General features: G+C 73.6%; 15 protein-coding genes. 4 read left to right on the forward strand and 11 right to left on the reverse strand.

The window, feature by feature from the left end:
- Window positions 1–81 precede the first annotated feature (81 nt).
- Window positions 82–2,157: a condensation domain-containing protein gene (locus tag ACFYXC_RS29735; RefSeq protein ID WP_388915754.1), complete on the forward strand. Its 2,076-nt coding sequence runs from the start codon at window positions 82–84 to the stop codon at window positions 2,155–2,157.
- A 77-nt stretch (window positions 2,158–2,234) separates the two neighbouring features.
- Here the strand turns inward: ACFYXC_RS29735 and ACFYXC_RS29740 are convergent, their stop codons facing one another.
- Window positions 2,235–3,629, reverse strand: coding sequence for an MFS transporter (locus ACFYXC_RS29740; RefSeq protein WP_389555035.1), 1,395 nt, complete (start codon window positions 3,627–3,629; stop codon window positions 2,235–2,237).
- Window positions 3,630–3,854: 225 nt separating this feature from the next.
- Here ACFYXC_RS29740 and abc-f point away from each other — a divergent pair, with 225 nt between their 5' ends.
- Complete coding sequence (abc-f, locus tag ACFYXC_RS29745; RefSeq protein WP_389555036.1) at window positions 3,855–5,537, forward strand: ribosomal protection-like ABC-F family protein; 1,683 nt, start codon at window positions 3,855–3,857, stop codon at window positions 5,535–5,537.
- A 48-nt stretch (window positions 5,538–5,585) separates the two neighbouring features.
- On the opposite strand, the gene ACFYXC_RS29750 is transcribed toward abc-f, so the two are convergent.
- From ACFYXC_RS29750 to ACFYXC_RS29795, 10 genes are all read right to left on the reverse strand, one after another.
- On the reverse strand, window positions 5,586–6,578 hold the full coding sequence (locus ACFYXC_RS29750) for a Gfo/Idh/MocA family protein (RefSeq protein WP_389555038.1): 993 nt from the start codon (window positions 6,576–6,578) through the stop codon (window positions 5,586–5,588).
- Between the two features lie 55 nt (window positions 6,579–6,633).
- The gene (locus ACFYXC_RS29755) at window positions 6,634–8,088 is read right to left on the reverse strand and encodes an NDP-hexose 2,3-dehydratase family protein (protein ID WP_389555039.1); all 1,455 of its coding nucleotides are present in this window, start codon (window positions 8,086–8,088) and stop codon (window positions 6,634–6,636) included.
- Window positions 8,078–8,854, reverse strand: a complete 777-nt coding sequence (locus tag ACFYXC_RS29760; RefSeq protein WP_388915738.1) for a thioesterase II family protein — start codon at window positions 8,852–8,854, stop codon at window positions 8,078–8,080. The genes ACFYXC_RS29755 and ACFYXC_RS29760 overlap by 11 nt, the downstream gene beginning before the upstream one ends.
- On the reverse strand, window positions 8,851–9,447 hold the full coding sequence (locus tag ACFYXC_RS29765) for a dTDP-4-dehydrorhamnose 3,5-epimerase family protein (protein ID WP_389555041.1): 597 nt from the start codon (window positions 9,445–9,447) through the stop codon (window positions 8,851–8,853). The genes ACFYXC_RS29760 and ACFYXC_RS29765 overlap by 4 nt, the downstream gene beginning before the upstream one ends.
- Window positions 9,434–10,438, reverse strand: a complete 1,005-nt coding sequence (gene rfbB / locus ACFYXC_RS29770; RefSeq protein WP_389555043.1) for a dTDP-glucose 4,6-dehydratase — start codon at window positions 10,436–10,438, stop codon at window positions 9,434–9,436. Before rfbB ends, ACFYXC_RS29765 begins: the two co-directional genes overlap by 14 nt.
- Window positions 10,439–10,486: 48 nt before the next feature.
- A complete protein-coding gene (gene rfbA, locus ACFYXC_RS29775) occupies window positions 10,487–11,398 on the reverse strand; it encodes a glucose-1-phosphate thymidylyltransferase RfbA (RefSeq protein WP_388916048.1) in 912 nt (303 codons plus the stop codon).
- 79 nt (window positions 11,399–11,477) lie between these two features.
- On the reverse strand, window positions 11,478–12,617 hold the full coding sequence (locus tag ACFYXC_RS29780) for a DegT/DnrJ/EryC1/StrS family aminotransferase (RefSeq protein ID WP_388915729.1): 1,140 nt from the start codon (window positions 12,615–12,617) through the stop codon (window positions 11,478–11,480).
- Entirely contained in the window at window positions 12,614–13,060 is a 447-nt protein-coding gene (locus ACFYXC_RS29785) for a sugar 3,4-ketoisomerase (protein WP_388915726.1), read from the reverse strand. Before ACFYXC_RS29785 ends, ACFYXC_RS29780 begins: the two co-directional genes overlap by 4 nt.
- 28 nt (window positions 13,061–13,088) lie before the next feature.
- Complete coding sequence (locus ACFYXC_RS29790) at window positions 13,089–14,339, reverse strand: cytochrome P450 (protein ID WP_389555045.1); 1,251 nt, start codon at window positions 14,337–14,339, stop codon at window positions 13,089–13,091.
- A gap of 52 nt (window positions 14,340–14,391) precedes the next feature.
- Window positions 14,392–15,627, reverse strand: coding sequence for a macrolide family glycosyltransferase (locus ACFYXC_RS29795; protein WP_389555047.1), 1,236 nt, complete (start codon window positions 15,625–15,627; stop codon window positions 14,392–14,394).
- A gap of 313 nt (window positions 15,628–15,940) precedes the next feature.
- Between ACFYXC_RS29795 and ACFYXC_RS29800 the strand changes: the two genes are divergently transcribed.
- Together ACFYXC_RS29800 and ACFYXC_RS29805 are read left to right on the forward strand one after the other, a co-directional pair.
- The gene (locus ACFYXC_RS29800; protein ID WP_388915716.1) at window positions 15,941–17,158 is read left to right on the forward strand and encodes a cytochrome P450; all 1,218 of its coding nucleotides are present in this window, start codon (window positions 15,941–15,943) and stop codon (window positions 17,156–17,158) included.
- A 75-nt stretch (window positions 17,159–17,233) separates the two neighbouring features.
- Window positions 17,234–26,278: beta-ketoacyl synthase N-terminal-like domain-containing protein (locus ACFYXC_RS29805; RefSeq protein ID WP_389555049.1), on the forward strand; the 9,045-nt coding region annotated here is incomplete at its 3' end.

Raw genomic sequence — 26,278 nt, forward strand, 5'->3', positions numbered from 1 at the left:
GCCGAGGTCGTGCACACAGCCCGTACGCGTGGACCGTGCGCCGTACGCGTGACCACGGAAGGTGCGCGCCCCGGACAGCCGATGACCACAGACCACGGCTCACCACCGCCACCCGGCCGGGAGACGACCGTCGTGCTCGACCTCGCCCCGGCCCCCCACGACGAACCCGCCCTGGAGGTGCACGGACCGCTCGAGGGCAGCCGGCTGGAAGCCGTCCTCGACGAGGTCGCCGTCCGCCACCCCGACGCGTTCGCCCGGCCGCACCGCATCGACCACGCGGGCCCCGCGCACCACACACTGCGGCTCGCCGCCGGGGCGCCCGGCGCCACCGTCCCCTGGGGCCTGCTCGCCGACCTGCTCACCCACCCGGCGCCCCGGGCCCGTACCGCGCAGGCCCTGTCGCCCACGCCGCTGCAGCGCGAGCTGCTCGCCGACGCCGACGCCCACTGCGGCCGCCATGTGGAGCGGCTGGCCTGGGCCTGGCACGGTCCGCTCGACCCCGACCGGTTCCGCGCCGCCTGGCAGTCCGTCGTCGACCACGAGAGCGTGCTGCGCTCCGCGTTCGGCGACGGCGCCGAGCCGCTGCTCCTGGTCCACGACGACGTCACCGCCGACGTCGCGTGTCTGCCGGACGGCACGCTCGCCTGGGACGACCTCGTCGAACACGACGTCCGGCGCGGACTCGACCCGCGACTGCCCCCGGGCCTGCGGGCCACCGTCCTCGGCGGCGCGGCCACCGCGCCCGGCGAGGACACGCACTCCAGGGTGCTGCTCACCTACCACCACGCGCTGCTCGACGACTGGAGCGCACGCCTGCTCGTCCGCGAGTTCTACCGCGCCTACCTGGCGGGCGGGCGGCTGCCCGGCGGTGAACGGCGCCCCGACATCCGGGACTACATCCGCTGGGTGCACCGTCAGGACACCGCGCCGGCCCGCGACTACTGGTCGCGGCCCACCCACCGTGCCGACGCGCTCTCCCCCGTCCCGCTCACCGACGCCGGCGCCCCGGTCGCCGGACACACCCAGGTACGCCTGGACGCGGCCCGCACCGAACGGCTCACCGCCTGGGCCGCACGCTGGGGCAGCAGCGAGAGCGGTGTGCTGCAGGCCCTGTGGGCGGTGCTGCTGTACCGGGCCGGCGGGGCCGAGGGCCCGGCACGGATCCGCTTCGGCGTCTCCGCCACCGGCCGCGGCATCCTGTTCGAGGGCGCCGAGCGCCTGCCCGCCGCCCTGCGCACCCCGCTGCCCCTGAGCGTGCGGGTCGACCCCCGGTCCACGGTGGCGACCCTGCTCACCGAGATACGCGACCGGGTCCTGGACATGGCGTCCTACGAGTGGGTCTCGCCCGGCCAGATCCGCGACTGGTCCCCGCCACCGGAGTCCGCCGTCCCCGACGGCAGCCTCCTGGTCTTCGAGGGCCGCCCGCGCCCCGCCGACGACCAGTCGGGCGAACTCGCCGCGCAGGGCGTGCGCGTGGAAGGGCCCGAACCGCTGGGCGCGCGGACCGCCTTCCCCGTCAGCCTCGTCGTCCGGCACGACGACGCGGGGCTCCTCCTGAGCGCCTCCTACGACCGCGTCCCGCACACGGACGCCACCGAGGTGCTCACCGACAGCGTGTCGCTGCTGACCGAGGTGCCCTACCTGGCGGCCGACACCGTCACCGTCGCCGACCTGCTGCGCCTGCTGGCCAGGACCACCGCCACCGCCGCCCCGGCCGCCGCGCCCCGCGCCGCCGCACCCGGGACGCCGGCCGACCTCCCGCTCGTCCCGCTGCGCCCCGCCACCGAGCCCGGGGCGGGCGTGGTGTGCCTCGTCCAGGCCCCGGGCACCCCGCGCGCCCGCTACGGCGGCCTCGCCGGGGCCTACCGGGGTCCCGAGTCGGTCGTCCTGCTGTGCTCGGCGCCGGACGGCGATTCCGCCGGCCACACCGCGCTGCGCCGCCTCGGCGGCACCGGCCGGCTGCTGGTCCTGGCCACCTTCTCCGGCGGCGGCACCGCCGCCTGCGAGGCCGCCCGGCTGGTCGCCGCGGACGGCGGCAGGCCCCCGTTCGTGGTCCTCACCGGCGCCACGACCCCCGACGACGCCTTCGCCCGCACACTCGAATCCACCGCCACCCGGGCCCGGCCGCCCGGGGCGACCGGTCCGCCGTCCTCGTAGACCCCGTCGGTCCCGCCAACGGCCCCACCGGCTCGCACCGGTGGGGCCGTTCGGGTCGTTCCGGCGGTCCGGGCCGGTCAACGGGCGGGGCCCCGTACCAGGGCCGCGGCCAGCAGGACCAGGCAGGCGAAGGCCGCCGACGTGGTGAAGCCGCCCGCCATGCCGTCGGTGTGCGAGGAGACCGTGACCAGGGTCGCGAGGCCGACCGAACCGCCCAGGGTCTGCACCGCGTTGAGCACCCCGGCGGCGCCGCCCGCCTCGTCGCCGCGCAGCCCCGAGGTGGCCAGCACGGTCGCCGGCAGCACACTGCACGCCATGCCGGCGCCGAGCAGCAGCAGGGCGGGCAGCACGGACGTCGCGTAGGGGTCGTCTGCCGACAGCGTCGCCAGCCACAGGTTGCCGGCCGCCAGCAGCGAGGCGCCGACGGCCCACATCCGGCGGGCGCCCAGGTGCCGTTCCAGGCGGGTGGCGGCGGCCGCCGTGGCCGCCATGGTGACCGGCAGCGGCAGCAGCGCCCAGGCGGTGGCGAGCGCCGACCACCCGTGCTGCCCCTGGAAGAACTGGTTGAGGAAGAAGTACGTCCCGATCAGCGCACCCGGCACCGCGAGCGTGCCCGCGTAGGCGAGCAGCCGGTCGCGGTCGGCGAACAGCCGGGGTGCCACGATCGGCTGCCGGGCCCGCCGCTCGACCACCGCGAACACGGCCAGCAGCGCAACCCCGGCGCCCACCCAGCCGGTCACCCGCGGGTCGCTCCACGGCAGTTCGGCGGCCCGGGTCAGCCCGTACACCAGCGCGGCCGCGCCCAGCGCGGACAGCAGGGCCCCGGGCAGGTCGAACCGGCCGCGGTGGCGCGGTGTCTCCCGCAGCACCAGCGGCGCGAGCAGCAGGATCACCAGGCCCACCGGAACGTCCAGCAGGAGCACCCAGCGCCAGGACCCGAGGGAGGTCAGTGCCCCCGCGAGCAGCAGCCCGCAGGCCGTGCTGACGGCGCCCACGGTGGTGCACACGGCGATGGCCCGCCCGCGCCGGCCGCCCTCGGCGAAGGTGCTCAGCAACAGCGCGAGCCCGCTCGGTGCCGCCAGCGCCGCCCCGGCGCCCTGCACGGCCCGCACGGCCACCATGAACTCGCCCGTCGGGGCCAGGCCACGCAGCGCCGCGGCCGCCGTGAACAGGGCGACGCCCGCCATGAACACCCGGCGGCGGCCCAGCAGGTCACCGGCCCGCCCGCCGAGCAGCAGCAGCCCGCCGAAGGTCAGCAGATAGGCGTTGATCACCCACGACGCGCCGACGGCGGACAGTCCCAGCCCTTCGCGCATGCCGGGCAGCGCGATGTTCACGATCGGATCGTCGAGCTGGATCATCGCGTTGCACGCGGCGATCACTCCGAGCGCGGCGGCCGACCGCCCCCTGATCCGGGGAGCGTGCGCAGGTGCCTCCCGCAGCACCGACTGCTCCGAAACCTGCGCGGTCATGGCGGCCTCCTGGCGGCGTGACGACACGGACGAACGCCGGTCACCCTGTCAACGACCACCGGAGGACCGGTCAGGCACCACTTGAGGCCGGGCCCCCGGACACCCCGCCCCGAGCGGGTCTTGAGCGGTCCTCGAGCGATTCCGGCCACGGTCGGTACACCGCGCGCGGTCCGGCCGCGATGATGGACGCGGCACCGCCCGCAACCCGGCCCCCACCACCTGGAGATGCCTGTGCGACTGTCCTCACCCACCGCGTCCCGGGCGCATTCCCAGCTCACGCTGGAGGAGGTCACCAAGCGCTACGACGACCACGTCGTGCTGGACCGGGTCTCCCTCACCGTCAAACCGGGTGAGAAGGCCGGCGTCATCGGTGACAACGGATCGGGCAAGTCGACGCTGCTGCGGCTGATCGCGGGAGCGGAGAGCGCCGACAACGGTGAGGTGACCGTCGCCGCCCCGGGCGGTGTCGGGCATCTCCCCCAGCGCCTCGACATGCCGGCCGGGGCCACCGTGCGGGACGTCCTGGACCGGGCGTTCGCCGACCTCCGGGACCTGGAGCGGCGGATGCACGAGGCGGAGGCGGACCTCGCCGGTGACGAGGGCCCGCGCCCGCTGGCCGCGTACGGCGACCTGCTCGCCGAGTTCGAGGACCGCGGGGGCTACGAGGCCGACGCGCGGGCCGACGCGGCGCTGCACGGACTGGGACTGCCCGGCCTGGACCGCGACCGGGACGTGGACACCCTCTCCGGCGGTGAGCGGTCCCGGCTGGCCCTGGCCGCCACCCTGGCCGCCGCCCCCGAACTGCTGCTGCTCGACGAGCCCACCAACGACCTGGACGACCAGGCCGTGGAGTGGCTGGAGAAGCGCCTGCGCGAGCACCGCGGCACGGTCGTCGTCATCACCCACGACCGCGCCTTCCTGGAGGCGGTCACCTCCACCATCCTGGAGGTCGACCCCGACCGGCGCACCGTCAACCGCTACGGCGACGGCTACCAGGGCTACCTCACCGCCAAGGCCGCGGCCCGGGCCCGCTGGGAACGCGAGTACGAGGACCACCTCGCCGAGATCGAGCGGCAGCAGACCCTGGCCGCCAACGCCGGGCGGATGCTCGCCAGTATCGCCAAGAAGGGGCCCTGGGCGTTCAGCGGCTCCGAGCACCACCGGGCCAGGGCCTCCAGCTCGGCCACCGCGGGCAAGGCCCGCAACGCCAACGAGCGGCTCAGGCGGCTGCAGGACAACCCGGTGCCGCGCCCGCCGGACCCGCTGCGGTTCACCGCCTCCCTCGCGCTCGGCGGCGACCCCGCCACCGGTCCCGCGGCCGATCCCGCCACCCCGCTGGCCGAGGCGACGGACCTGGAGGTCGACGGCCGGCTGCGGCTGGACCGCCTGGCGATCGCCCCCGGCGAACGGCTCCTCGTCACCGGGCCGAACGGCGCGGGAAAGTCCACCCTGCTGCGGGTGCTGGCCGGGGACCTCGCACCCGACCGCGGCACGGTCCGCCGGGCGGAGCACACCGGCTGGCTGCGCCAGGACGAGCTGCCCAGGCAGCCCCGCCGGCCGGTCCTCGCGGAGTTCGCCGAGGGCCGCCCCGGCCACCCCGACGAGTACGAGGAGGAGCTCCTCGCGCTCGGCCTGTTCCGGCGGGCCGAACTCGCCCTGCCCGTCGGCTCCCTGTCGGTGGGCCAGCGGCGCCGCATCGACCTGGCCCGCCTGGTCACCCGCCCGGTGGACCTGCTGCTCCTGGACGAGCCCACCAACCACCTCTCGCCGCTGCTGGTGGAGGAGCTGGAGGCCGCGCTGGCCGGCTACACCGGGGCGGTCGTCACCGTCACCCACGACCGCCGGATGCGCCGCGCCTTCACGGGCACCCACCTCGAACTGGACGCGGGCCGGCGCGTCACCGGCTGACCCGCGCACCCCGCGCCCGCGCGGGACGCGCACCCCGGGCGGTCCGTGTCACACCTCGACGCGGACCGCCCGCGCGCGTACCTCGTCCAGCAGCGCGGCCTGCCGCCGCGACTCCTCGCCCAGCAGGCGCAGGTGCGGTTCCACCGCGGCCCGCTCGCGCACCGCGGTGGCGAAGAACCGCAGCACCGCCTCGAAGTGGTCCTCCGCCGGCACCGCGATCTCCCGCGTCCCGCGGCCGGCCGCGAGACGGATCACCGGCGCGTGGCCGGCGGCCGTGGTGTAGACGTGGTCGACCGCGAGGGTGCCCTCGGCGCCCTGGATCTCGTACCAGGAGCGGTAGTGGTGCTCCATGCCGAAGCGCAGCTGCGCGGGCGTGCCGTCGGGGGCGGTCAGCAGGACGGCGCCCGACAGGTCGACCCCGAGGCGGGTGCTGTGCCGCAGGCTCGCGCCGGCCACCGTGAGAGCGCCGCCCAGGAAGCGCAGGGAGGCGCGCAGCGGGTAGACGCCGTTGTCCAGCAGGGCGCCGCCGCCGAGCAGCGGGTCGTGGCGCAGGTCGCCCTCGGGACGCGGCGGCACGGTGAAGGCGGCGGAGACGGACCGCAGGGAGCCCAGGACACCGGAGTCGAGCAGTCCGGTCACCTTCCGGTGGGTGCCGTGGTGGAGGAACATGAAGTTCTCCAGCAGCACCAGGCCACGGCCGGCGGCCAGCGCGAACAGCCGCTCCGCGTCCGCGCCCGTGGCCGCCAGGGGTTTCTCCACCAGTACGTGTTTGCCGGCGGCCAGCGCCCGCTCCGCCCACCGCGCGTGCAGCAGGGTCGGCAGGCACAGGTAGACCGCGTCGACGTCCGCACGGGTGAGCAGGTCCTCGTAGGAGGCGGCGGGGGTGCCGCCGAAGCGGTCCGCGTAGGCCGCCGCCCGGGCGGTGTCCCGGGCGGCCACCGCCGACAGCCGCAGCTGCGGGGTGCGCAGCAGCGCGGGGAGGGTGCGGCGGGCGGCGATGTCCCCGCAGCCGAGCAGACCGAGACGCAGGGGAGCGGGCATGTCCGTCCGTGGGTCGGGGGCCGGCGGGCGTCGGCCGTCGGGGGAGGGCGGGGTGTCAGGCGAGGGCGCGGGCGCAGACCACCAGGGTCCGCAGCTCGACGTTGAGGTAGTTGCCGTGCGTCAGCAACTCGGTGAGCTGGGCGAACGTCAGCCAGGCGTAGTCCTCGGGCAGGTCCTCGGGGAAGTCGTCGGGGGCCTCGACGATGGTGTAGCGGTTCTCCGCGTGGTAGAACCGGCCGCCCTCCTCGGACTGCACCGTGTCGTAGCGGAACCGTGCGGCGGGCGCGGTGAGCACGTCCGTCAGGTACGGCGGGAACGGCTCGGAGCCCGGTCCGGTGTGGTCGGCGGGCCGGCAGTGCACGGTCGGCGCCAGCTCCGCCACGTTCAGGTGTCCCACGTCCACCCGCGCCTGCACCAGGGCGTGCACGGTGCCGCGGATGCGCTTGACGATCAGCGCCATCAGCCCGGGTACCTGGGGCTGGATCATCGGCTGCGTCCAGGAGGCCACCTCCCGGCCGCTGGCCGCGATGTCCGCGCCGATCACCCGGAAGCGCCGGCCGCTGTCGTGCCCGATCTCGGTGCCGGAGAACCGCCAGCCGTCCTCGGCGACCTCGCGCAGCGGCACCCGCCGCTGGTCGAGTTCGCGCAGCGCCCGGATGCCGGTCAGCCAGCTGTGGAGCTCGGTCGTGCCGTTCACCGACGGGGCGGCCGGGTCGTGGAAGGAGCGCAGCACCGCGGCGGCGGCCGTGTCCTTCGCCGGGGCGGGCCCGGCGCCCGCCGTCGGCAGACAGGCCAGCACCGAGCGGCTGTCCATGTTGACGACGTTGTCCAGCCGCAGCAGCCGCAGCAGCTGACCGAGGGTCAGCCAGCGGTATTCCTCGCCGGTCTCCACGTCCTCGTCGATCTCGACGATCATGTTGCGGTTGCGTTTGGCGAGGAACCAGTCGGCCTGCTCGGACTGGAGGACGTCCACCAGCACCCGTGCGCGCCCCCGTTCCAGGAACAGGTCCAGGAACGGGATGCCCCGCCCCCGGTGCACGCCGGTGAAGTTGCTGCGGGTGGCCTGCACGGTGGGGGAGAGCTGGAAGGCGTTGACGTTGCCCGGCTCCATCTTGGCCTGCATCAGGAAGTGCAGCACGCCGTCGATCTCCCGGGCCACGATGCCCAGCAGACCCACCTCGGGCTGCACGATGATCGGCTGCCGCCGGCCCCCCGCGGGCAGGGCGTCGGCCGTGACGTGCAGGCCCTCCACGGAGAAGAACCGGCCCGACTCGTGCCGCAGGTTGCCGCCGTCCTCCTCGAAGTGCCAGCCCCGCAGCCGGTCGAACGGCACCGGGGTGACCCGGTACTCGCCCCGGCGGGCCTGCTCGGCCAGCCACGCGGGCACCTGGTCGGCCGTCATCGGCGTGCCGCCGGCCGAGCCGGCCGACAGCAGGACCCGGCGGGCGGTCTCCGCGCGGTCCGCGGCGGCGGACCGCGGCGGGGCCGGCGTCCGGAGGTCAGTGGGCATCGCGCAGTGCCTCCTGGATGAGTGAGCAGACCTGCGCCGTACGGTCGTTGAGGAAGAAGTGGCCGCCGGGCAGCACCCGCAGCGCGAACGGGCCCTCGACCACCTCCGACCAGCGCTCGGCGTCCGAGACCGTCACGTTCGGGTCGGCGTCGCCGGTCAGCACGGTCGTCGGCAGCGTCAGCGGTGTGCCCGGCCGGTAGCGGTAGGCACCGGCCATCGCGTAGTCGCTGCGGATCGCCGGCAGCACCATGTGCAGCAGTTCCTCGTCCTGGAGGAGTGCCGGGTCGGTGCCCTGCAGGCGCGTCACCCGCTCGATGAGCGACCGGTCGTCCAGCAGGTAGGCCGTGTCGGTGCGCGGCACGACCGGTGCCCGGCGCCCGGACAGGAACAGGTGCGCCGGACGCTCGCCGTACCCCACGAGCCGCCGGGCCGTCTCGAAGGCCAGGGTCGCGCCCAGGCTGTGCCCGAACAGGGCGAACGGGCCGGACGTCCACTGCCGCAGTTCCGGCAGCAGCGCCTCGACCAGGTCCTCGACGGAGTCCCGGAACGGCTCGCCGCGCCGGTCCTGGCGGCCCGGGTACTGCACGGCCAGCACCTCCACCCCGGCGGGGGCCAGGGCGGCGGCGAAACGGAGATAGGCGGAGGCCGAGCCGCCCGCGTGCGGGAAGCACACCAGGCGCAGGGCCGCGTCGTCGGCGGGGCGGTAGCGGCGCAGCCATCCGCCGGGGCCGGCGGCGGGCCCGCGTGTCGTAGTGGGCACAGTCACGGTGTCTCAGCTCCTCGGACGGGGGGCGGCGAGTAGTGGGGCAGCCTGCCGGAGGCCAGTACCTCGGCGAGGGAGGGGGCGGCCGCGTCCTTGGCCGAGCGCACGGGCGGCCCGGTCAGGTCCCAGGGCAGGTCCAGTTCCGCGTCCAGGGCGTCCAGGTCGACCATCGCGCCGGGCACGTACTCGGTGGACAGCAGGTAGTTGACACAGGTGCCCTCCTCCAGGGTGAGGAAGGCGTGACCGATGCTGCCCGGCAGGTACAGGGCGACACCGTCGTCGGCGGACAGCCGGGTGACCTCGTGGCGGCCGAAGGCGGGCGAACCCACCCGCAGGTCGACCATGACGTCCAGGATCGCCCCGCGCACGCAGGTCACCAGTTTGCTCGCGCCGTCGGGCACGTCGTTGCAGTGCACGCCGCGCAGCACTCCCTTGCGGGAGACGGAGTTGTTGACCTGGCGGACCGTGAACGGCAGGCCGGTCCGCGCGGTCAGTTCACTGTGCCGGGCGGACTCGTAGAAGTGGCCGCGTTCGTCGGACAGCACCTCGGGCAGCACCCGGTAGGTGCCGGGGATGCCCGTCTCATCGATGCGCACGGCCACCCGCCCCCGCCGTGCCCGTCTTCAGCGGCTCCCACCAGGAGCGGTTGTCCCGGTACCAGGCCACCGTGTCGGCGAGTCCCTGGCCGAGGCCGGTCCGCGGGGCGTAGCCGAGCTCCTCGGAGATCTTCGTGATGTCCACGGAGTACCGGCGGTCGTGTGCGGCGCGGTCGGCGACCCGGCGCACCGCCGAGGCGTCCCGCCCGCACAGCTCCAGCAGCCGCCCGGTGAGCTGACGGTTGGTCAGTTCGGTGCCGCCGCCGATGTTGTAGACCTCGCCGGGCCGGCCCTTCGCGGCGACCAGCGCGATGCCGCGGCAGTGGTCGTCCACGTGCAGCCAGTCCCGGCTGTTGCCGCCGTCTCCGTACAGGGGGACGGTGAGGCCGTCGATGAGGTTGGTGGTGAACAGCGGAACGGCCTTCTCCGGGAACTGGTAGGGCCCGTAGTTGTTGGAGCAGCGGGTCACGCACAGTTCGAGCCCGTGCGTGCGGTGGAAGGCCAGCGCCAGCAGGTCGGAGGACGCCTTGGAGGCCGCGTACGGCGAGTTGGGCGCCAGCGGGTGGTCCTCGGGCCAGGAGCCGGTCTCGATCGACCCGTACACCTCGTCCGTGGAGACGTGCACGAACCGTCCCGCGCCGGCCCGGACGGCGGTGTCCAGCAGGGTCTGGGTGCCCACCACATTGGTGCGTACGAACGCCGTGGCGTCCTGGATCGAACGGTCCACGTGCGACTCGGCCGCGAAGTGCACCACCAGGTCGGTGCCCTGCATCAGCCGGCCGACGAGCGGGGCGTCGCAGATGTCGCCGTGCACGAACAGCAGCCGTTCGTCGTCGCGCACCGGGTCGAGGTTGGCCGGGTTGCCGGCGTAGGTCAGCGCGTCCAGCACCACCACTTGGGTCGCCGCGAGGCCCGGGTAGGCGTCGGACAGCAGCTCTCTGACGAAGTGCGAGCCGATGAAGCCCGCTCCTCCGGTCACCAGGACACGCATCGGCAGGGGCCTTTCCGCGAAGGGGATGGATGGGGTCGTGCGCGGTGCTCAGGCGGCGGAGAAGCCGACCGCGGCGTCCGGCGCGGCGGCGGCCGCCCGGCGGGCGGTCTCCCGCACGTAGCGGCCGTAACCGGAGTCGCCCAGTTCCCGGCCCAGGGCGTGGCACTGCTCGGGACCGATGAACCCCATCCGCAGGGCGATCTCCTCCACGCAGGCGATGCGCTCGCCCTGGCGCTGCTCCAGCAGCTGCACGTACTGGCCGGCCTGGAGCAGGGAGTCGTGGGTGCCCATGTCCAGCCAGGCGAAGCCGCGTCCCAGCTCGGTCAGCCGGGCCCGGCCGCGGGCCAGGTACTCACGGTTGACGTCCGTGATCTCCAGCTCGCCGCGGGCCGAGGGGGTGAGCCCGCGGGCGATGTCCAGCACGTCGTTGTCGTACAGGTACAGGCCGGTGATCGCCAGGTTGGAGCGCGGCTGGGGCGGCTTCTCCACCAGCGACACCAGCCGGCCCTCGGCGTCGACCTCGCCGACGCCGTAGCGCTGCGGGTCCTTGACCGGGTAGCCGAACAGCTCGCAGCCCTCCAGCCGGGCCGCGGCCCGGTGGATGAGCGACGAGAAGCCGGGGCCGTGGAAGACGTTGTCCCCCAGGATGAGCGCGACCGGGTCGTCCCCGATGTGCTCCTGCCCGATCAGGAACGCCTCCGCGATGCCCCGCGGCTCGTCCTGTGCGGCGTAGCTCAGCTCCAGGCCGAGCCGGGCGCCGTCGCCGAGCATCGAGCGGAACATCTCCAGGTGGTCCGTGGTCGAGATGATCAGGATGTCCTTGACGCCGGCCAGCATCAGCACCGACAGCGGATAGTAGATCATCGGCTTGTCGTACACCGGGAGCAGTTGTTTGGAGATCGTGCCCGTCAGCGGGCGCAGCCGGGTGCCGCTGCCGCCGGCCAGGACGATCCCCTTCATCCGCGGCCGGCCCGTCCTCGCACCGGGCGACTGCCAGGGCGTGGGCCCCGCGGGAGCGGCCGGGCTGTTGCGTACTACGTCAATCATGACTGGTCTCCGTCGCCTCGCGGACCGCCGCGATGACGGCCGTGACGTCCTGCGCGGTCAGCTGCGGCCCCATGGGCAGGCTCAGTACCTCGCCCGCCAGGCGCTCGCAGCGGGGCAGCGGCCCGGTGACCGCCCCGGCGTAGGCCGGCGAGCGGTGCACGGCCACCGGATAGTGGACCAGCGTCTCCACCCCGGCCGCCTCCAGCGCCGACACCAGGCCGGCCCGACGGGCCACGCGCACCACGTACTGGTGCCACACCGGCTCCGCCCACGGCCGGACCGCGGGCACACTCAGCCCCGGCAGGCCGGCCAGCCCCTCGGTGTAGCGGGCGGCCACCTCGGCCCGGCGGGCGTTCCACCGGTCCAGGTACGGCAGCTTCACCCGCAGCGCGGCGGCCTGGATCTCGTCGAGCCGCGAGTTCGTACCCGGCACCTCGTGCCGGTACTTGACCCGCGAACCGTAGTTGCGCAGCAGCCGCACCCGCTCGGCGAGCCGCGCGTCGGAGGTCACCACCGCGCCCGCGTCGCCCAGCGCCCCCAGATTCTTGCCCGGGTAGAAGCTGAACGCGGCCACGTACCGGGAACCGACCCGCCGCCCCCGGTACCGCGCCCCGTGCGCCTGCGCCGCGTCCTCCAGCACCGGGATGCCCCGGGCGGCGGCCACGGCGTCGATCGCGTCGAGGTCCGCCGGATGCCCGTAGGGGTGCACCGGCAGCACGGCCCGGGTCCTGGGCGTGACCGCGTCCGCCAACCGCTGCGGGTCGATCAGGTACGAGCCGGCCTCCGGCTCCACCGGCACCGGCCGGGCCCCGACCGCCGTCACCGCCAGCCAGGTGGCGATGTAGGTGTGCCCCGGCACGATCACCTCGTCCCCCGGCCCCACCTCCAGCGCCCGCAGCGTCAGCTCCAGCGCGTCCAGGCCACTGCCGACGCCGACACAGTGGTCGTTCTCGCAGTAGCGCGCGAACTCCTCCTCGAACGCCGCCAGTTCCGGGCCCAGCAGATAGCGGCCCGAGCGCGCCACCCGCAGCACGGCGGCGTCCAGGAGCTCCTGCACCCCGTCGAGGCGGTGCAGGTCCCGCAGGTCGTGAAAGGGCACCCGCCGTGCGCGCGCCGGCGCGGCGGCGGTCACCGCGGTCCCCCCGTCGCGGCCAGGAACTCCGCGTAGTCGCGGTAGTAGTCCGCCTCGTCGTAGTGCAGCGAGGCCAGCACCAGGGCCACCGCGCCCGGCGAGAAGTCCTTCAGGTCCCGCCACACCATCGGCCCGATGAAGAGCCCCTGGCCCGCGTCGTCCAGCCGGTACTCGCCCTGGTTCTCCCCGTCGTCCACGGTGATCGTGAAACCGCCGTGCACGGCGATGACGAGCTGCTCCAGCGCCCGGTGCGCGTGACCGCCCCGGGAGGAGCCGACATCGGGGTCGTGCAGGTAGTACACGCGCCGGATCGGGAACCCGGCCGTCCATTCGGACTCCACGACCGACAGGCTGCCGCGTTCGTCGACGTGCTGTTCCAAGTCGATGACGGTGCAGGGCTTGACCCTGCCCACCGCCACTTCCGTAGTGATCCCCACCGTCACGATCGAGCTCCCCTGGATGCGGGCCCGCTCAGCCGCGGGCGACGGTGACGGGCAGATGGCGGCTGGTCAGCTGGTCGTTCTCGTAGAACTCCGCCCGGTCGTGGTGGACGGTGAACGACGCGAACGCGTCGAAGACCAGATTGAGGAAGACCTTCGCCTCCATCCGCGCCAGGAACGCGCCCAGGCAGTGGTGGATGCCGTGGCCGAACGCCATGTGCTTGTTCGCGGAGCGGTGCACGTCGAAGGTGTCCGGGTCCGGGAACTGCCGCGGGTCGCGGTTGGCCGACTGGCTCCACGCCACCACCATCTGGCCCGCCTTCATCGGCACACCGAGGATGTCGGTGTCCTCCTTCAGCAGCCGGAAGATGTTGTTGAACGGGCTGCGGAAACGCAGGGTCTCCTCCACGGCCGCCGGGATCAGCGACCGGTCCGCACGCAGCTCGGCCTGCGCCCCGGGGTGCTGGTCCAGCACGATGAACAGGTTGCTCAGCAGCGTGGCGCTCGATATGTGACCCGCCGTCAGCAGCAGCGCGACGATGTTGACGAGCTCCTCGTCGGTGAGCCGGCGCCCGTCGACCTCGGACTCGATCAGCGCGCTCATCAAGTCGTCGGACGGCCGCTCCCGCTTCTCGGCGATCTTCGCGTACAGATACGCCGCCCACTCCTTGATGGCCGGGCCCATCGTCTCGGCGAAGTCGTCCGGCAGGTTCGGGTACTCCATCCCCTCGTTGTTGAGGATGACGTCGACCCACTCCCGGAACAGGTCCTGGTCCTCGGCCGGCACACCCAGCAGCTCCGCGATCACCGTCACCGGCAGCGGATACGCCAGGTCCTTCACCACGTCGATCTCGGTGCGCCCCGCCAGGTCCGCCAGCAGCCGGCCGGTGATCTCCGCGATCCGCGGCTCCAGCGCCGCCATCCGCCGCGGCGTGAACGCCTGGCTGACCAGTTTGCGCAGCGGCGCGTGCCGGGGCGGGTCGATACCGCCGAAGGTGCCCGGACCCATCAGCAGGGCCAGCTCCTCGGGCACCGGGAACACCGGCGAGAAGTCCGAGGAGAAGAGCTGAGGGTTGGTCGAGACGGTGTTGTAGTCCGCGTAGGAGAAGACCTGCCACGCGAACCGCGTGGCGTCCCAGAACACCGGCGCCTCCTCCCGGGCGCGCGCGAACCAGGCGAGCAGCCCGGCGGCGTCGGCGTCCGCCGGCTGCGCCAGCGGATGGGGTGTCTCGGCGTCCTGGACGGCCTCGGGAGCGGGGGCTTCGGCGGTCTGTGTCGTCATGTCGCTTCCTGGTGGTCGGTAGGGGTTCGGTGAGGGGCCAGCGCCGCGACGCTCAGGCCGCGGCGGCCGGAACCGGCACGAGCAGCGCCTCGATCGCGTCGGCGGCGGCCACCGGACCACCCGCCGCCTCGATCTCGCCACGCAGCTTCGCCACCGCCGCCCGCACCTCGGCACTGCCGGTCAGGGCCAGCGCCGTCTCGCGCAGCCGCTCCGCCGTGACGTCCTTGCGCAGGATCTTGGCGCCGACGCCGAGCTGCTCGGCCCGGGTGGCGGTCGCGTGCAGCTCCGCCATCTGCGGCACGGCGATCACCGGCACGCCCTCGGACACGGCCTGCAGCACGGTGCTCGTACCACCGTGGTTGATCATCAGGGAGGCGTGCGCGAGGACCGCGCCCTGCGGCGCGAAGTCGTGCACCTGGATGTGCGGCGGAACCTCGCCGAGTTCCCCCTCGGCGACCCCGCCCGCGTGCGTGATGACGACGTCCCACTCGGTGTCCCGGAAGGCGTCCACACAGGCCCGGAAGAACTCCGGCTGCTTGTTGTAGAGCGTGCCGAGACTGACCAGCACCAGCGGCCGGCCGGTGCCGGGCGCCTCCCACGTGCCGTGGAAGGAGTTCGCGCTCGTGCACGGGCCGACGAACCCGACCTCGTCACCGAAGGTGTCACCCGCGTACTGGAACGCCCGCGGCAGATAGACCAGCGCCGGACCCGAGTGCACCTCGGCCGCGAAGTCCCCGATGGACTTCTCCACCCGGTGCTCGGCGAGCAGTCCGGCCACCGCCTCGAACAGGGCGCCCGTCTGCGGGTCCTCGGCCTGCTCCTCGGCTGTGTCCACCGGCGGGTGCAGCGACCAGTGCTCGTTGGCCACGTACGTCGGCGTGCTGCGGATCACCGGCACACCCCACTTCGCCGCCAGGATGTGCCCGCTCCAGAACGACGACGGGTCGCACACGAACACGTCGGGACGGTCGGCCGCGTCCCCGAGACGCCGCTCGAAGTCCCCCAGTGTCTGCCGGGTGAGATCCAGCATCCACGTCATCATGTTCACGAACTCCTGCTGGTCCGTGTATTCGGCCGCGTCCTGCTTCGGCACCATCGTGTCCCAGAAACGATCCTGGTCCATGGCGTACGGAAGGAATTCCGCCCCGGTGTCCAGCACACGGTCACGGTAATTCTCCGACAAGGCGTAAGTGACCCGGTGGCCGCGCGCGACGAGTTCTCTCGCCACGGACAGAGTCGGATTCACATGCCCTGCCGCGGGGAGAATGAAAAAGGCGATGTGCGCCATCGGGCCAGCCCTTCGAGGCGAAACGGATACGGTGTGCCGGCACGCCCCCGGTCGAGGATCGCGACACCACGGCTGCCAGGAGTGAACTCGGCGCGGTCACCCGTCGTCCTGCGGTGCGTGACCACCGTGTACCGGTGCCCTCAAATGCTCGTCGCAGGTCGCTCGCATTCCGCTCCAGCGCGACTCGAATTCCCGCTTTCCCCCGTCATCCGTTGACACAATTCCTCTCCTGCCCGCGGCTTTTCGTTCCGCGGCGCGGTCGGACGCCGTCCGGTGACATGTCCCCGGGTCCGCACACAGAGGAGATTCCGCCATGACCTGCCCACATGCCGCCACGGGCGGCGGAACCGTCCGCACCTATCCCTTCGGCGACCACGCCGACCTCCGGCTCGACCCCGCCTACGCCGAACTGCGGGCCACCGCACCCGTCGCCCGCGTCCGCATGCCCTACGGCGGCGAGGCATGGCTGCTGACCCGGCACGCCGACGTCAGGAAAGCCTCCGCCGACCCCCGGCTGAGCATGCACGCCGCCGCCGACCGGGACGTCCCGCGCGCCGCCCCCCGGGCCCTGGACTCCGTCGGCCTCATGGGCATGCCGCCCGACTCCCACGCCCGGCTGCGCCGCCTCGTCTCCCGCGCCTTCACCGCCCGCCGCGTCGCCGGCCTGCGCCCCCGCATCGCCGAGATCACCCACCGCCTCGTCGACGACCTGGTGGCGGGCGGCGGCCCCGCCGACCTGGTGTCCGGGCTCGCCCTGCCCCTGCCCACCGACGTCATCTGCGAGATGCTCGGCATCCCCCGGACCGACCAGCACATCTTCCGCTCCTTCACCGAAGCGCTGATGTCCGCCAGCCGCTTCACCGAGGAAGAGGTCGCCCAGGCCGCCGAGGAGTACGCCGACTACCTGCGCGGCTACGTGGCCCAGCGGCGCGCCCACCCCGAGGACGACCTGCTCAGCGCCCTCATCGAGGCCCGCGACGAAGGCGGCCGGCTCAGCGAGGACGAACTGCTCATGCTCACCGGCGGCATGCTCGTCGGCGGCCACGAGACCACCGCCAACCAGCTCGCCGGACAGGTCCTGGTCCTCCTCGACGACCCCCGCCGCTACGAGCGGCTCGTCGCCCGCCCCGACCTCGTCCCCGCCGCCGTCGAGGAACTCCTGCGCTACGTCCCCCTGTGGGCCAGCGTCGGCCCGAGCCGGGTCGCCACCGAGGACGTCGAGATCGGCGGCGTCACCATCCGCGCGGGCGAGGCCGTCGTCTACTCCCTCGCCTCCGCCAACCGCGACGAGGCCGTCTTCAAGAACCCCGACGACATCGTCCTCGACCGCGACGCCAACCCCCACATCGCCTTCGGCCAGGGCCCGCACTTCTGCCTCGGCGCGCCCCTGGCCCGCGCCGAACTCCAGTGCGCCCTGGAGGCCCTGACCGGCCGCCTTCCCGGCCTGCGCCTCGCCCGGCCCGCCACGGAACTCGACTGGCACCGCGGAATGCTCGTACGCGGCCTGGTGGAACTCCCCGTCGTCTGGTGATCCAGCGGCGCTCTTGCCGCGTTCCCCATCCTTGCCCGTGGCTCTGCCGCACTTATCCCTGGCTATGGAGAACTCATGACGCCCAAGACCCGTGAGCAGCACGCGGACGACAACGACATAGCCGTCGTAGGGATGGCGTGCCGGCTCCCCGGAGCTGCCACCGTCGGGGAATTCTGGCACCTGCTGCGCGACGCCCGGGACGCCGTCACCCGGCAGGCCGACGGCACCTGGCGCGGCGCCCTGCCGGAACACGGTGCGTTCGACGCCGGATTCTTCACCATGAGCCCCGCCCAGGCCGCCGCCACCGACCCGCAGCAGCGCCTGGCCCTCGAACTCGGCTGGGAAGCCCTGGAGCACGCCGGCATCGTCCCCGCCCGGCTCGGCGGCACCCGCACCGGCGTGTACGTCGGCATCGCCTCCGACGACTACGCCACCCTCACCCGCGCCGCCGGCCGCACCGACGGCTACAGCGCCACCGGCCGGCACCGCGCCATGGCCGCCAACCGCCTCTCCCACCTGCTGAAACTCCGCGGCCCCAGCATGGCGGTCGACACCGCCCAGTCCTCCGCGCTCGTCGCCGTCCACCTCGCCTGCGAGAGCCTGCGCCGCGGCGAGAGCGACCTCTGCCTCACCGGCGGCGTCAACCTCGTCCTCGCCGAGGACAGCACCACCGCCATGGAGATGATGGGCGCCCTCTCACCCGACGGCCGCTGCCACACCTTCGACGCCCGCGCCAACGGCTACGTACGCGGCGAGGGCGGCGCCTTCCTCGTCCTCAAACCGCTGCGCCGCGCCCTCGCCGACGGCGACCGCGTGCACTGCGTCATCAAGGGCGGCGCCGTCAACAACGACGGCGGCGGCCCCAGCCTGACCACACCGGACCGGGCGGCCCAGGAGGCCGTGCTCCGCGAGGCGTACGAACAGGCAGGCGTCCCCGCCGACCGCGTACGGTACGTCGAACTGCACGGCACCGGCACGCCCGCGGGAGACCCCGTCGAGGCGGCCGCCCTGGGCGCCGTCCTCGGTACCGCCGAGGGACGCACCACCCCCCTCGCCGTCGGCTCCGCCAAGACCAACGTCGGCCACCTCGAAGGCGCCGCGGGCATCGTCGGCCTCCTCAAGGCCGCCCTCGCCGTCCGCGAGGGCGAACTGCCGCCGAGCCTGCACCACAGCGCACCCCACCCCGACATCGACCTCGGCCGGCTCAACCTCACCGTCCAGACCGAACTGCGGCCCTGGACCGAGCCGTCCGGCACCCCGCGCCTCGCCGGCGTCTCCGCCTTCGGCATGGGCGGCACCAACGCCCACCTCGTCCTCGCCCAGGCCCCCGAGCCCGCTCCCAGCCCCGAGCCCGCCCACCGCCTCCCGGTGGTACCGGTCGTCGTCTCCGGCCGCACCGCCGAGGCCCTGCGCGACCAGGCCGCCCGGCTGAGCGCCCACGTGGAGCACACCCCGGACCTCGCCCTCACCGACGTCGCCTGGACCCTCGCCCGCGCCCGCACCGTCTTCGCCCACCGCGCGGTGGTCCTGGCCGCGACCCCGCAGGAACTCCTCACCCGCCTGGAACGCTCCGCCGTACACGGTGTGGCGTCGTCGGAGTCGTCGGGGCGGACGGTGTTGGTGTTCCCGGGGCAGGGGACGCAGTGGGCCGGGATGGGCGCCCAACTCCTCGCCGAGTCACCGGTGTTCGCGGCCCGTATGCATGACTGCGCGAGGGCGCTGTCCCCGTTCGTGGACTTCGACGTGGTCGAGGTGCTGCGGGGTGGTGCGGTGTTGGAGCGGGTGGAGGTCATCCAGCCCGTGACGTGGGCGGTGATGGTGTCGCTGGCCGAGCTGTGGCGCTCTTTGGGTGTCGTAGCGGATGCGGTGGTGGGTCACTCGCAGGGTGAGATCGCGGCGGCTGCCGTCAGTGGTGCGTTGTCGCTGGAGGATGCGGCGCGGGTGGTGGCGTTGCGGGCGCAGGTGATCGGGCGGGAGCTGGCCGGGCTGGGTGGCATGGCGTCGGTGTCCCTGCCGCGTACCGAGGTGGAGGCCCGCCTCGCGGACTGGGCGGGCCGGCTGGAGATCGCGGCGGTCAACGGTTCGTCCAGCACGGTCGTCGCGGGTGATGCGGACGCGGTCGTGGAGTTCGTGGAGGCGTGCAAGGCGGAGGGGTTGCGGGCGCGTCAGGTGCCGGTCGACTACGCCTCCCACTCCGCGCATGTGGAACGTATCGAGGCGGAACTTCTGGCCGTCCTGGCCCCGATCTCTCCGCGTGCGGCCCGGATCCCGTTCTATTCGACGGTGGATGCGGCCCTGGCGGACACGGCCTCGCTGGACGCGTCGTACTGGTACCGGAACCTGCGGCACACGGTCCGCTTCGAGGACACCGTGCGGCTGTTGGCCGCCGACGGCTTCGGCACGTTCGTGGAGTCCAGCGCGCACCCGGTGCTGGTGATGGGCGTGCAGGAGACCGCCGATGTGGTGGCGGTCGGTTCGTTGCGGCGCGACGAGGGCGGTCTTGAGCGGTTCCTCGCGTCGGCGGCCGAGTTGTTCGTGCAGGGCACGCACGTCGACTGGGCGGCGGTGTTCGAGGGCACCGGTGCCCGGCAGGTCGACCTGCCCACCTATGCCTTCCAGCGCACCCGGTACTGGTTCGACTCCGTACCCGAGGCCGACGCGGGCCACGGCGTCCCGGACCCCGAGGAGACCCTGCTCAGCCGCGAGCTGCGCGTCCGTTCCGAGACCGACCAGCTGGACCACGTCCTCGAACTGGTCCAGGTGCACGCGGCGACCGTCCTCGGCCGCCCCTCCGCGGACACGATCAGCCCCGGTCTGACCTTCAAGGACCAGGGCTTCGAATCCGTCCAGGGCATCGAGCTGCGCAACCGCCTGCGCGCCGCGACCGGCCTGAAGCTGCCCACGAGCCTGGTCTACGACCACCCGACGCCGCTCGATGTCGCCCGCCTGATCCGGGACGGCGTCGCGGGGGAGGAGACCGCGGGCGTCGCGCCGGCCCCCGAGCTCCGTCACGGCCGGACCCGCGCCGGCGACCCGGACGACGACGCCCTCGCGATCGTGGGGATGGCGTGCCGTTTTCCGGGTGGGGTGGGTTCGCCGGAGGGTCTGTGGGATCTGGTGGTGTCGGGGACGGATGCGGTGTCGGGTTTTCCGGGGGACCGGGGCTGGGATGTGGAGGGGTTGTTCGATCCGGAGCCGGGTCGTGCGGGGCGTACGTATGTGCGTGAGGGTGGGTTCCTGCATGTGGCGGGGGACTTCGACCCCGAGTTCTTCGGCATCTCACCCCGCGAGGCGGTGGCGATGGATCCGCAGCAGCGGTTGCTGCTGGAGACGTCGTGGGAGGCGCTGGAGCGGGCGGGGATGCCGGCGACGGCACTGCGCGGCTCCCGCACCGGCGTCTACGTCGGCGCCATGTCGCAGGAGTACGGGCCTCGCCTCCACGAACCCGCACAGGGCTACGACGGCTACCTCCTGACCGGAAACACCGCCAGCGTCCTGTCCGGCCGGATCTCCTATGCGCTGGGTCTTGAGGGTCCCGCGGTGACGGTGGACACGGCCTGCTCCTCGTCGCTGGTCGCCCTGCACTTGGCGGGCCAGGCCCTGCGCGCCGGCGAGTGCGACCTCGCCCTCGCCGGTGGTGCGGCGGTGATGGCCGGCCCCGGCATGTTCGTGGAGTTCTCGCAGCAGCGGGGGTTGTCGGTGGACGGGCGGTGCCGGGCGTTCGCGGAGGGTGCGGACGGTACGGGGTGGGGTGAGGGTGTGGGGATGCTCCTGGTGGAGCGGTTGTCGGACGCGCGTCGGCTGGGGCATCGGGTGCTGGCGGTGGTGCGGGGCAGCGCGGTGAACCAGGACGGGGCGAGCAATGGTCTGACGGCTCCGAATGGTCCGTCGCAGCAGCGGGTGATCCGGGCGGCGCTGGAGTCGGCGGGGCTGACGTCCGCTGATGTGGATGTGGTGGAGGCGCACGGTACGGGGACGCGGTTGGGTGATCCGATCGAGGCGCAGGCGTTGCTGGCGACGTATGGGCAGGGCCGGGATGCCGATCAGCCGTTGTGGCTGGGGTCGTTGAAGTCGAACATCGGGCATGCGCAGGCCGCTGCGGGGGTGGGCGGGGTCATCAAGATGGTGATGGCCCTGGAGCGGGGTGTGCTGCCGAAAACCTTGCATGTGGATGAGCCCAGTACCCGGGTGGACTGGTCGGCGGGTGCGGTGGAGCTGTTGACGGAGCTGCGGGAGTGGCCGGGGGTGGGGCGTGCGCGTCGGGCGGCGGTGTCGTCGTTCGGGGTGAGCGGGACGAACGCGCACGTGATCCTGGAGCAGGCTCCCCCGACTGAACCGGTCGAGGATGCGGTGGTGCGGGAACTGCCCGTGGTTCCGTTGGTGGTCAGCGCGAAGTCGGAGACCGCTCTGGGCGTGCAGTCCGGTCGTGTGCGGGGGCTGTTGGAGCCGGTCGGTGGGCTGCGTCCGGTGGATGTGGCGTTCAGTCTTGCTTCGGGTCGGTCGGTGTTCGAGTACCGGCAGGTGCGGCTCGGCGAGGTCGTCGTGGAGGGTGTGGCGTCGGAGGCGTTGGGCCGGACGGTGTTGGTGTTCCCGGGGCAGGGGACGCAGTGGGCCGGGATGGGAGCCCAACTGCTGGACGAGTCGCCGGTGTTCGCGGCCCGTATGCATGACTGCGCGGCGGCTCTGTCTCCGTTCGTGGATTTCGACGTGGTCGAGGTGCTGCGGGGTGGCGAGGCGTTGGAGCGGGTGGAGGTCATCCAGCCCGTCACCTGGGCGGTGATGGTCTCCCTGGCCGAGTTGTGGCGTTCCCTGGGCATCGAGCCGGACGCGGTCATGGGTCACTCGCAGGGTGAGATCGCCGCGGCTGCCGTCAGTGGCGCGCTCTCGCTGGAGGACGCGGCGCGGGTGGTGGCGTTGCGGGCGCAGGTGATCGGGCGGGAGCTGGCCGGGCTGGGTGGCATGGCGTCGGTGTCCCTGCCGCGTGCCGAGGTGGAGGCCCGGCTCGCGGGCTGGGCGGGCCGGCTGGACGTGGCCGCCGTCAACGGTCCCTCCAGCACGGTGGTCGCGGGTGACGCGGACGCGGTGGTGGAGTTCGTGGAGGCGTGCAAGGCGGAGGGGTTGCGGGCGCGTCAGGTGCCGGTGGACTACGCCTCCCACTCGGCTCATGTGGAGCGTATCGAGGCGGAACTTCTGGACGTCCTCGGCCCGATCACTCCCCGTACCGCCCGCATCCCGTTCTACTCGACCGTGGACGTGGCCCTGGTCGACACGACTTCGCTGGACGCGTCGTACTGGTACCGCAACCTGCGGCACACGGTCCGCTTCGAGGACACCGTGAAGCTGCTGACCGGCAAGGGGTTCGGCACGTTCGTGGAGTCCAGTGCGCACCCCGTGCTGGTGATGGGCGTGCAGGAGACCGCCGACGTGACAGCCGTGGGTTCCCTGCGCCGGGACGAGGGCGGTCTTGCGCGGTTCCTCATCTCCGCCGCCGAGTTGTTCGTCCACGGCACGCACATCGACTGGGCGGCCGTGTTCGAGGGCACCGGCGCCCGACAGGTGGACCTGCCCACCTATCCCTTCCAGCGCCGGCACTACTGGCACGAGCCCCTTGCCCCCGCGGCTGCTCCTGCCGCTGCCGATGCCGACGCTGATGCCTCTGAGACCGACTCCTGGCGGTACCGGATCACCTGGCAGGGGCTGGGCGGTGACGCGCCCGGTGCGTTGAGCGGGCGGTGGCTGCTGGTCGTCCCGCAGGGTGTGGAGCCGGGGACGGCCGACGAGGCCGAGGCGGCGCTCGCCGGCGCCGGGGCCCAGGTCGAACGGCTCGTGATCGACCCGGCGGCCACCGGCCGCGAGGAACTGACCGCCCTGCTGACGACCCACACGCACCTCGCGGCCGACGCGGACTCCGTGGCCGACGCGGCTCACGACGGACTCACCGGCATCCTGTCCCTGCTCGGAATCGCCCGTACCCCGGCCGCCGTCGCCGGGACCCTGGCCCTCGTCCAGGCCGCCGCGGACGCGGGGGCCGAGACGCGGCTGTGGGCGCTGACGCGCGCGGCCGTGGCTGTCGCACCCGGCGAGGTGCCGGAGGACGCCGGGGCGCAGATCTGGGCCTTCGCCCGGGTCGCCGCCCTCGAACTGCCCGCCCTGTGGGGCGGGGTGATCGACCTGCCCGCCGACGGCGACGCCGACGCCGCCGCCCGCGCCTGGCAGCGGGTCGTCGCCGCGCTGGCCGGCCGGGACGGCGAGGACCAGGTCGCCGTACGGGCGTCCGGCACGTACGGCCGCCGGATCAGCCGCGCCGGCACCGCACCCGTGCGCCGCGCCTACACCCCGCGCGGCACCGTCCTGGTCACCGGCGGCACCGGTGCCCTCGGAGCCCAGGTCGCCCGGTGGGCCGCCCGCGGCGGCGCCGCACACCTGGTCCTGGCGGGCCGGCGCGGCCCCGACGCCCCCGGCGCCGCCGACCTCGCCGCCGAACTGCGCGCCCTGGGTGCCGAGGTGACCCTCGCCGCCTGCGACGTCGCCGACCGGGACGCGCTCGCCGCGCTGCTCACGGAACATCCGCCCACCGCCGTCTTCCACACAGCAGGCATGCTCGCCGACGGCGTGATCGGCACCGTCTCGGCCGACGGCCTGCGGGACGTCCGCGCCCCCAAGGCCGACGCGGCCCACCACCTGCACGAGCTGACCTCGGCGCACGGCCTGGAACTGGACGCCTTCGTGCTGTTCTCCTCCGTCACCGGCAGCTGGGGCAACGGCGGACAGGCCGCGTACGCCACCGCCAACGCCTCCCTCGACGTGCTCGCGGAGCGGCGCCACGCCCAAGGGCTGCCCGCCACCTCCGTCGCCTGGGGACTGTGGGGCGGCGGCGGCATGGCCGAAGGCGCCGGTGAGGAGAGCCTGCGCCGCCGCGGCATCCGGCCCATGGACCCCGGCAAGGGCATCGAGGCCCTGCACCGGGCCCTGGACCGCGAGGACGTCTGTGTCACCGTCGTCGACGTCGACTGGGCGGACTTCGCTCCCCGTACCTGCGCCCTGCGGCCCGGCCCCGCCTTCGCCACCGTGCCCGAGGCCCGCCGTGCCCTGGAGGCCGAGCGCGGCAGGACGGCCGGGTCCGCGGCCGGGTCCGCCACCACCGGACCGGCCGACGGTCTGGCGGGACGCCTCGCCGCCCTCCCCGAGGCCGAACGCCCGCGCGTGCTGGTCGAGTTGGTGCGCGCCGAGGCGGCCACCGTGCTGCGGCACCCTGACACCGACGCCATCCGCCCCGACCGTTCTTTCAAGGACGCCGGCTTCGACTCGCTGACCGCACTCGAACTGCGCAACCGCCTCAACGCGGCCACCGGGCTCACCCTGCCGGCGACCGTCGTCTTCGACCGGCCCAGCCCGGCCGTGCTCGCCGAACACCTCCTCGGCAGGCTGCTCGGCGAGGCCCGGGCTGCCGCGCCGTTTCCCGTCACGGCCAGGGCCACCGGCTCCGGCTCCGCCGAGGACGCCGACCCGGTCGTCATCGTCGCCATGGCCTGCCGGTACCCGGGCGATGCCGCCACCCCCGAGGCGCTGTGGGACCTGGTCATGACCGAGCGGGACGTCATCGGCCCCGCCCCGGACGACCGCGGCTGGAACCTGGACGAGATCTTCGTCCCCGAACCCGAGAACCTGCCGCGCGGCCGCACCTACGTCCGCGAGGGCGGCTTCCTGCACGAGGCCGCCGGGTTCGACGCCGAGTTCTTCGGCATCTCACCCCGCGAGGCCCTGGTCATGGATCCGCAGCAGCGGCTGCTGCTGGAGACCTCGTGGGAGGCCCTGGAACGGGCCGGTATCGACCCGCGCTCCCTGCGCGGCAGCCGCACCGGCGTGTACGCGGGCCTCACCCACCAGGAGTACGCCTCACGGCTGCACGAGGCCGACGAGGAGCACGAGGGCTATCTGCTCACCGGCAAGTCCGCCAGCGTGGTCTCCGGACGCATCTCGTACGTCCTCGGACTGGAGGGACCGTCGGTCTCGCTGGACACGGCCTGCTCCTCCTCCCTGGTGGCGCTGCACCAGGCGGCGCAGGCGCTGCGCGCGGGGGAGTGCGACCTCGCCCTCGCGGGCGGTGTCACGGTGATGGCCGCGCCCGGTCTGTTCGTGGAGTTCTCCCGTCAGCGCGGGCTCTCGGCCGACGGCCGCAGCAGGGCGTTCGCCGACGCGGCCGACGGTACGAGCTGGGGTGAGGGCGCCGGCGTCGTTCTCGTGGAGCGGCTGTCCGACGCCCGGCGCAGGGGACACCGCGTCCTGGCGGTCCTGCGCGGCTCGGCCGTCAACCAGGACGGCGCCAGCAACGGTCTGACCGCGCCCAACGGCCCCTCCCAGGAACGCGTCATCGTCCAGGCCCTCGCCAACGCGGGACTCGGCTTCTCCGACGTGGACGTCGTGGAGGCGCACGGCACGGGGACGCGGCTGGGGGACCCCATCGAGGCGCAGGCGCTGCTCGCGACCTACGGGCAACGGCAGGACGACGAACCACCGCTGTGGCTGGGCTCGTTGAAGTCCAACGTCGGCCATCCACAGGCCGCCGCGGGTGTCGGCGGAGTCATCAAGATGGTGATGGCCCTCGAACAGGGCGTGCTGCCGAAGACCCTGCATGTCGACGAACCCACCACCCGCGTGGACTGGTCCACGGGCGCGGTGGAACTGCTGACCGAGCGGCGCGAGTGGCCGGACGTCGAGCGTCCGCGCCGGGCGGGTGTCTCCGCGTTCGGGGTGAGCGGGACGAACGCGCACGTGATCCTGGAGCAGGCTCCCCCGACCGAACCGGCTGAGGAGTCGGTGGTACGGGAACTGCCCGTGGCCCCGCTGGTCGTCACGGCGCGTTCCGCGAAGGCCCTGAGTGAGCAGTCCGATCGTGTACGGGGACTGCTGGAGCCGGTCGGTGAACTGCGCCCGCTGGATGTGGCGTTCAGTCTTGCTTCGGGCCGGTCGGTGTTCGAGTACCGGCAGGTGCGGCTCGGCGAGGTCGTCGTGGAGGGTGCGGGGTCGTCGGAGTCGTCGGGGCGGACGGTGTTGGTGTTCCCGGGGCAGGGGACGCAGTGGGCCGGGATGGGAGCCCAACTGCTGGACGAGTCGCCGGTG

The sequence above is a fragment of the Streptomyces sp. NPDC002701 genome (genome assembly GCF_042889045.1).
Taxonomy (GTDB): domain Bacteria; phylum Actinomycetota; class Actinomycetes; order Streptomycetales; family Streptomycetaceae; genus Streptomyces.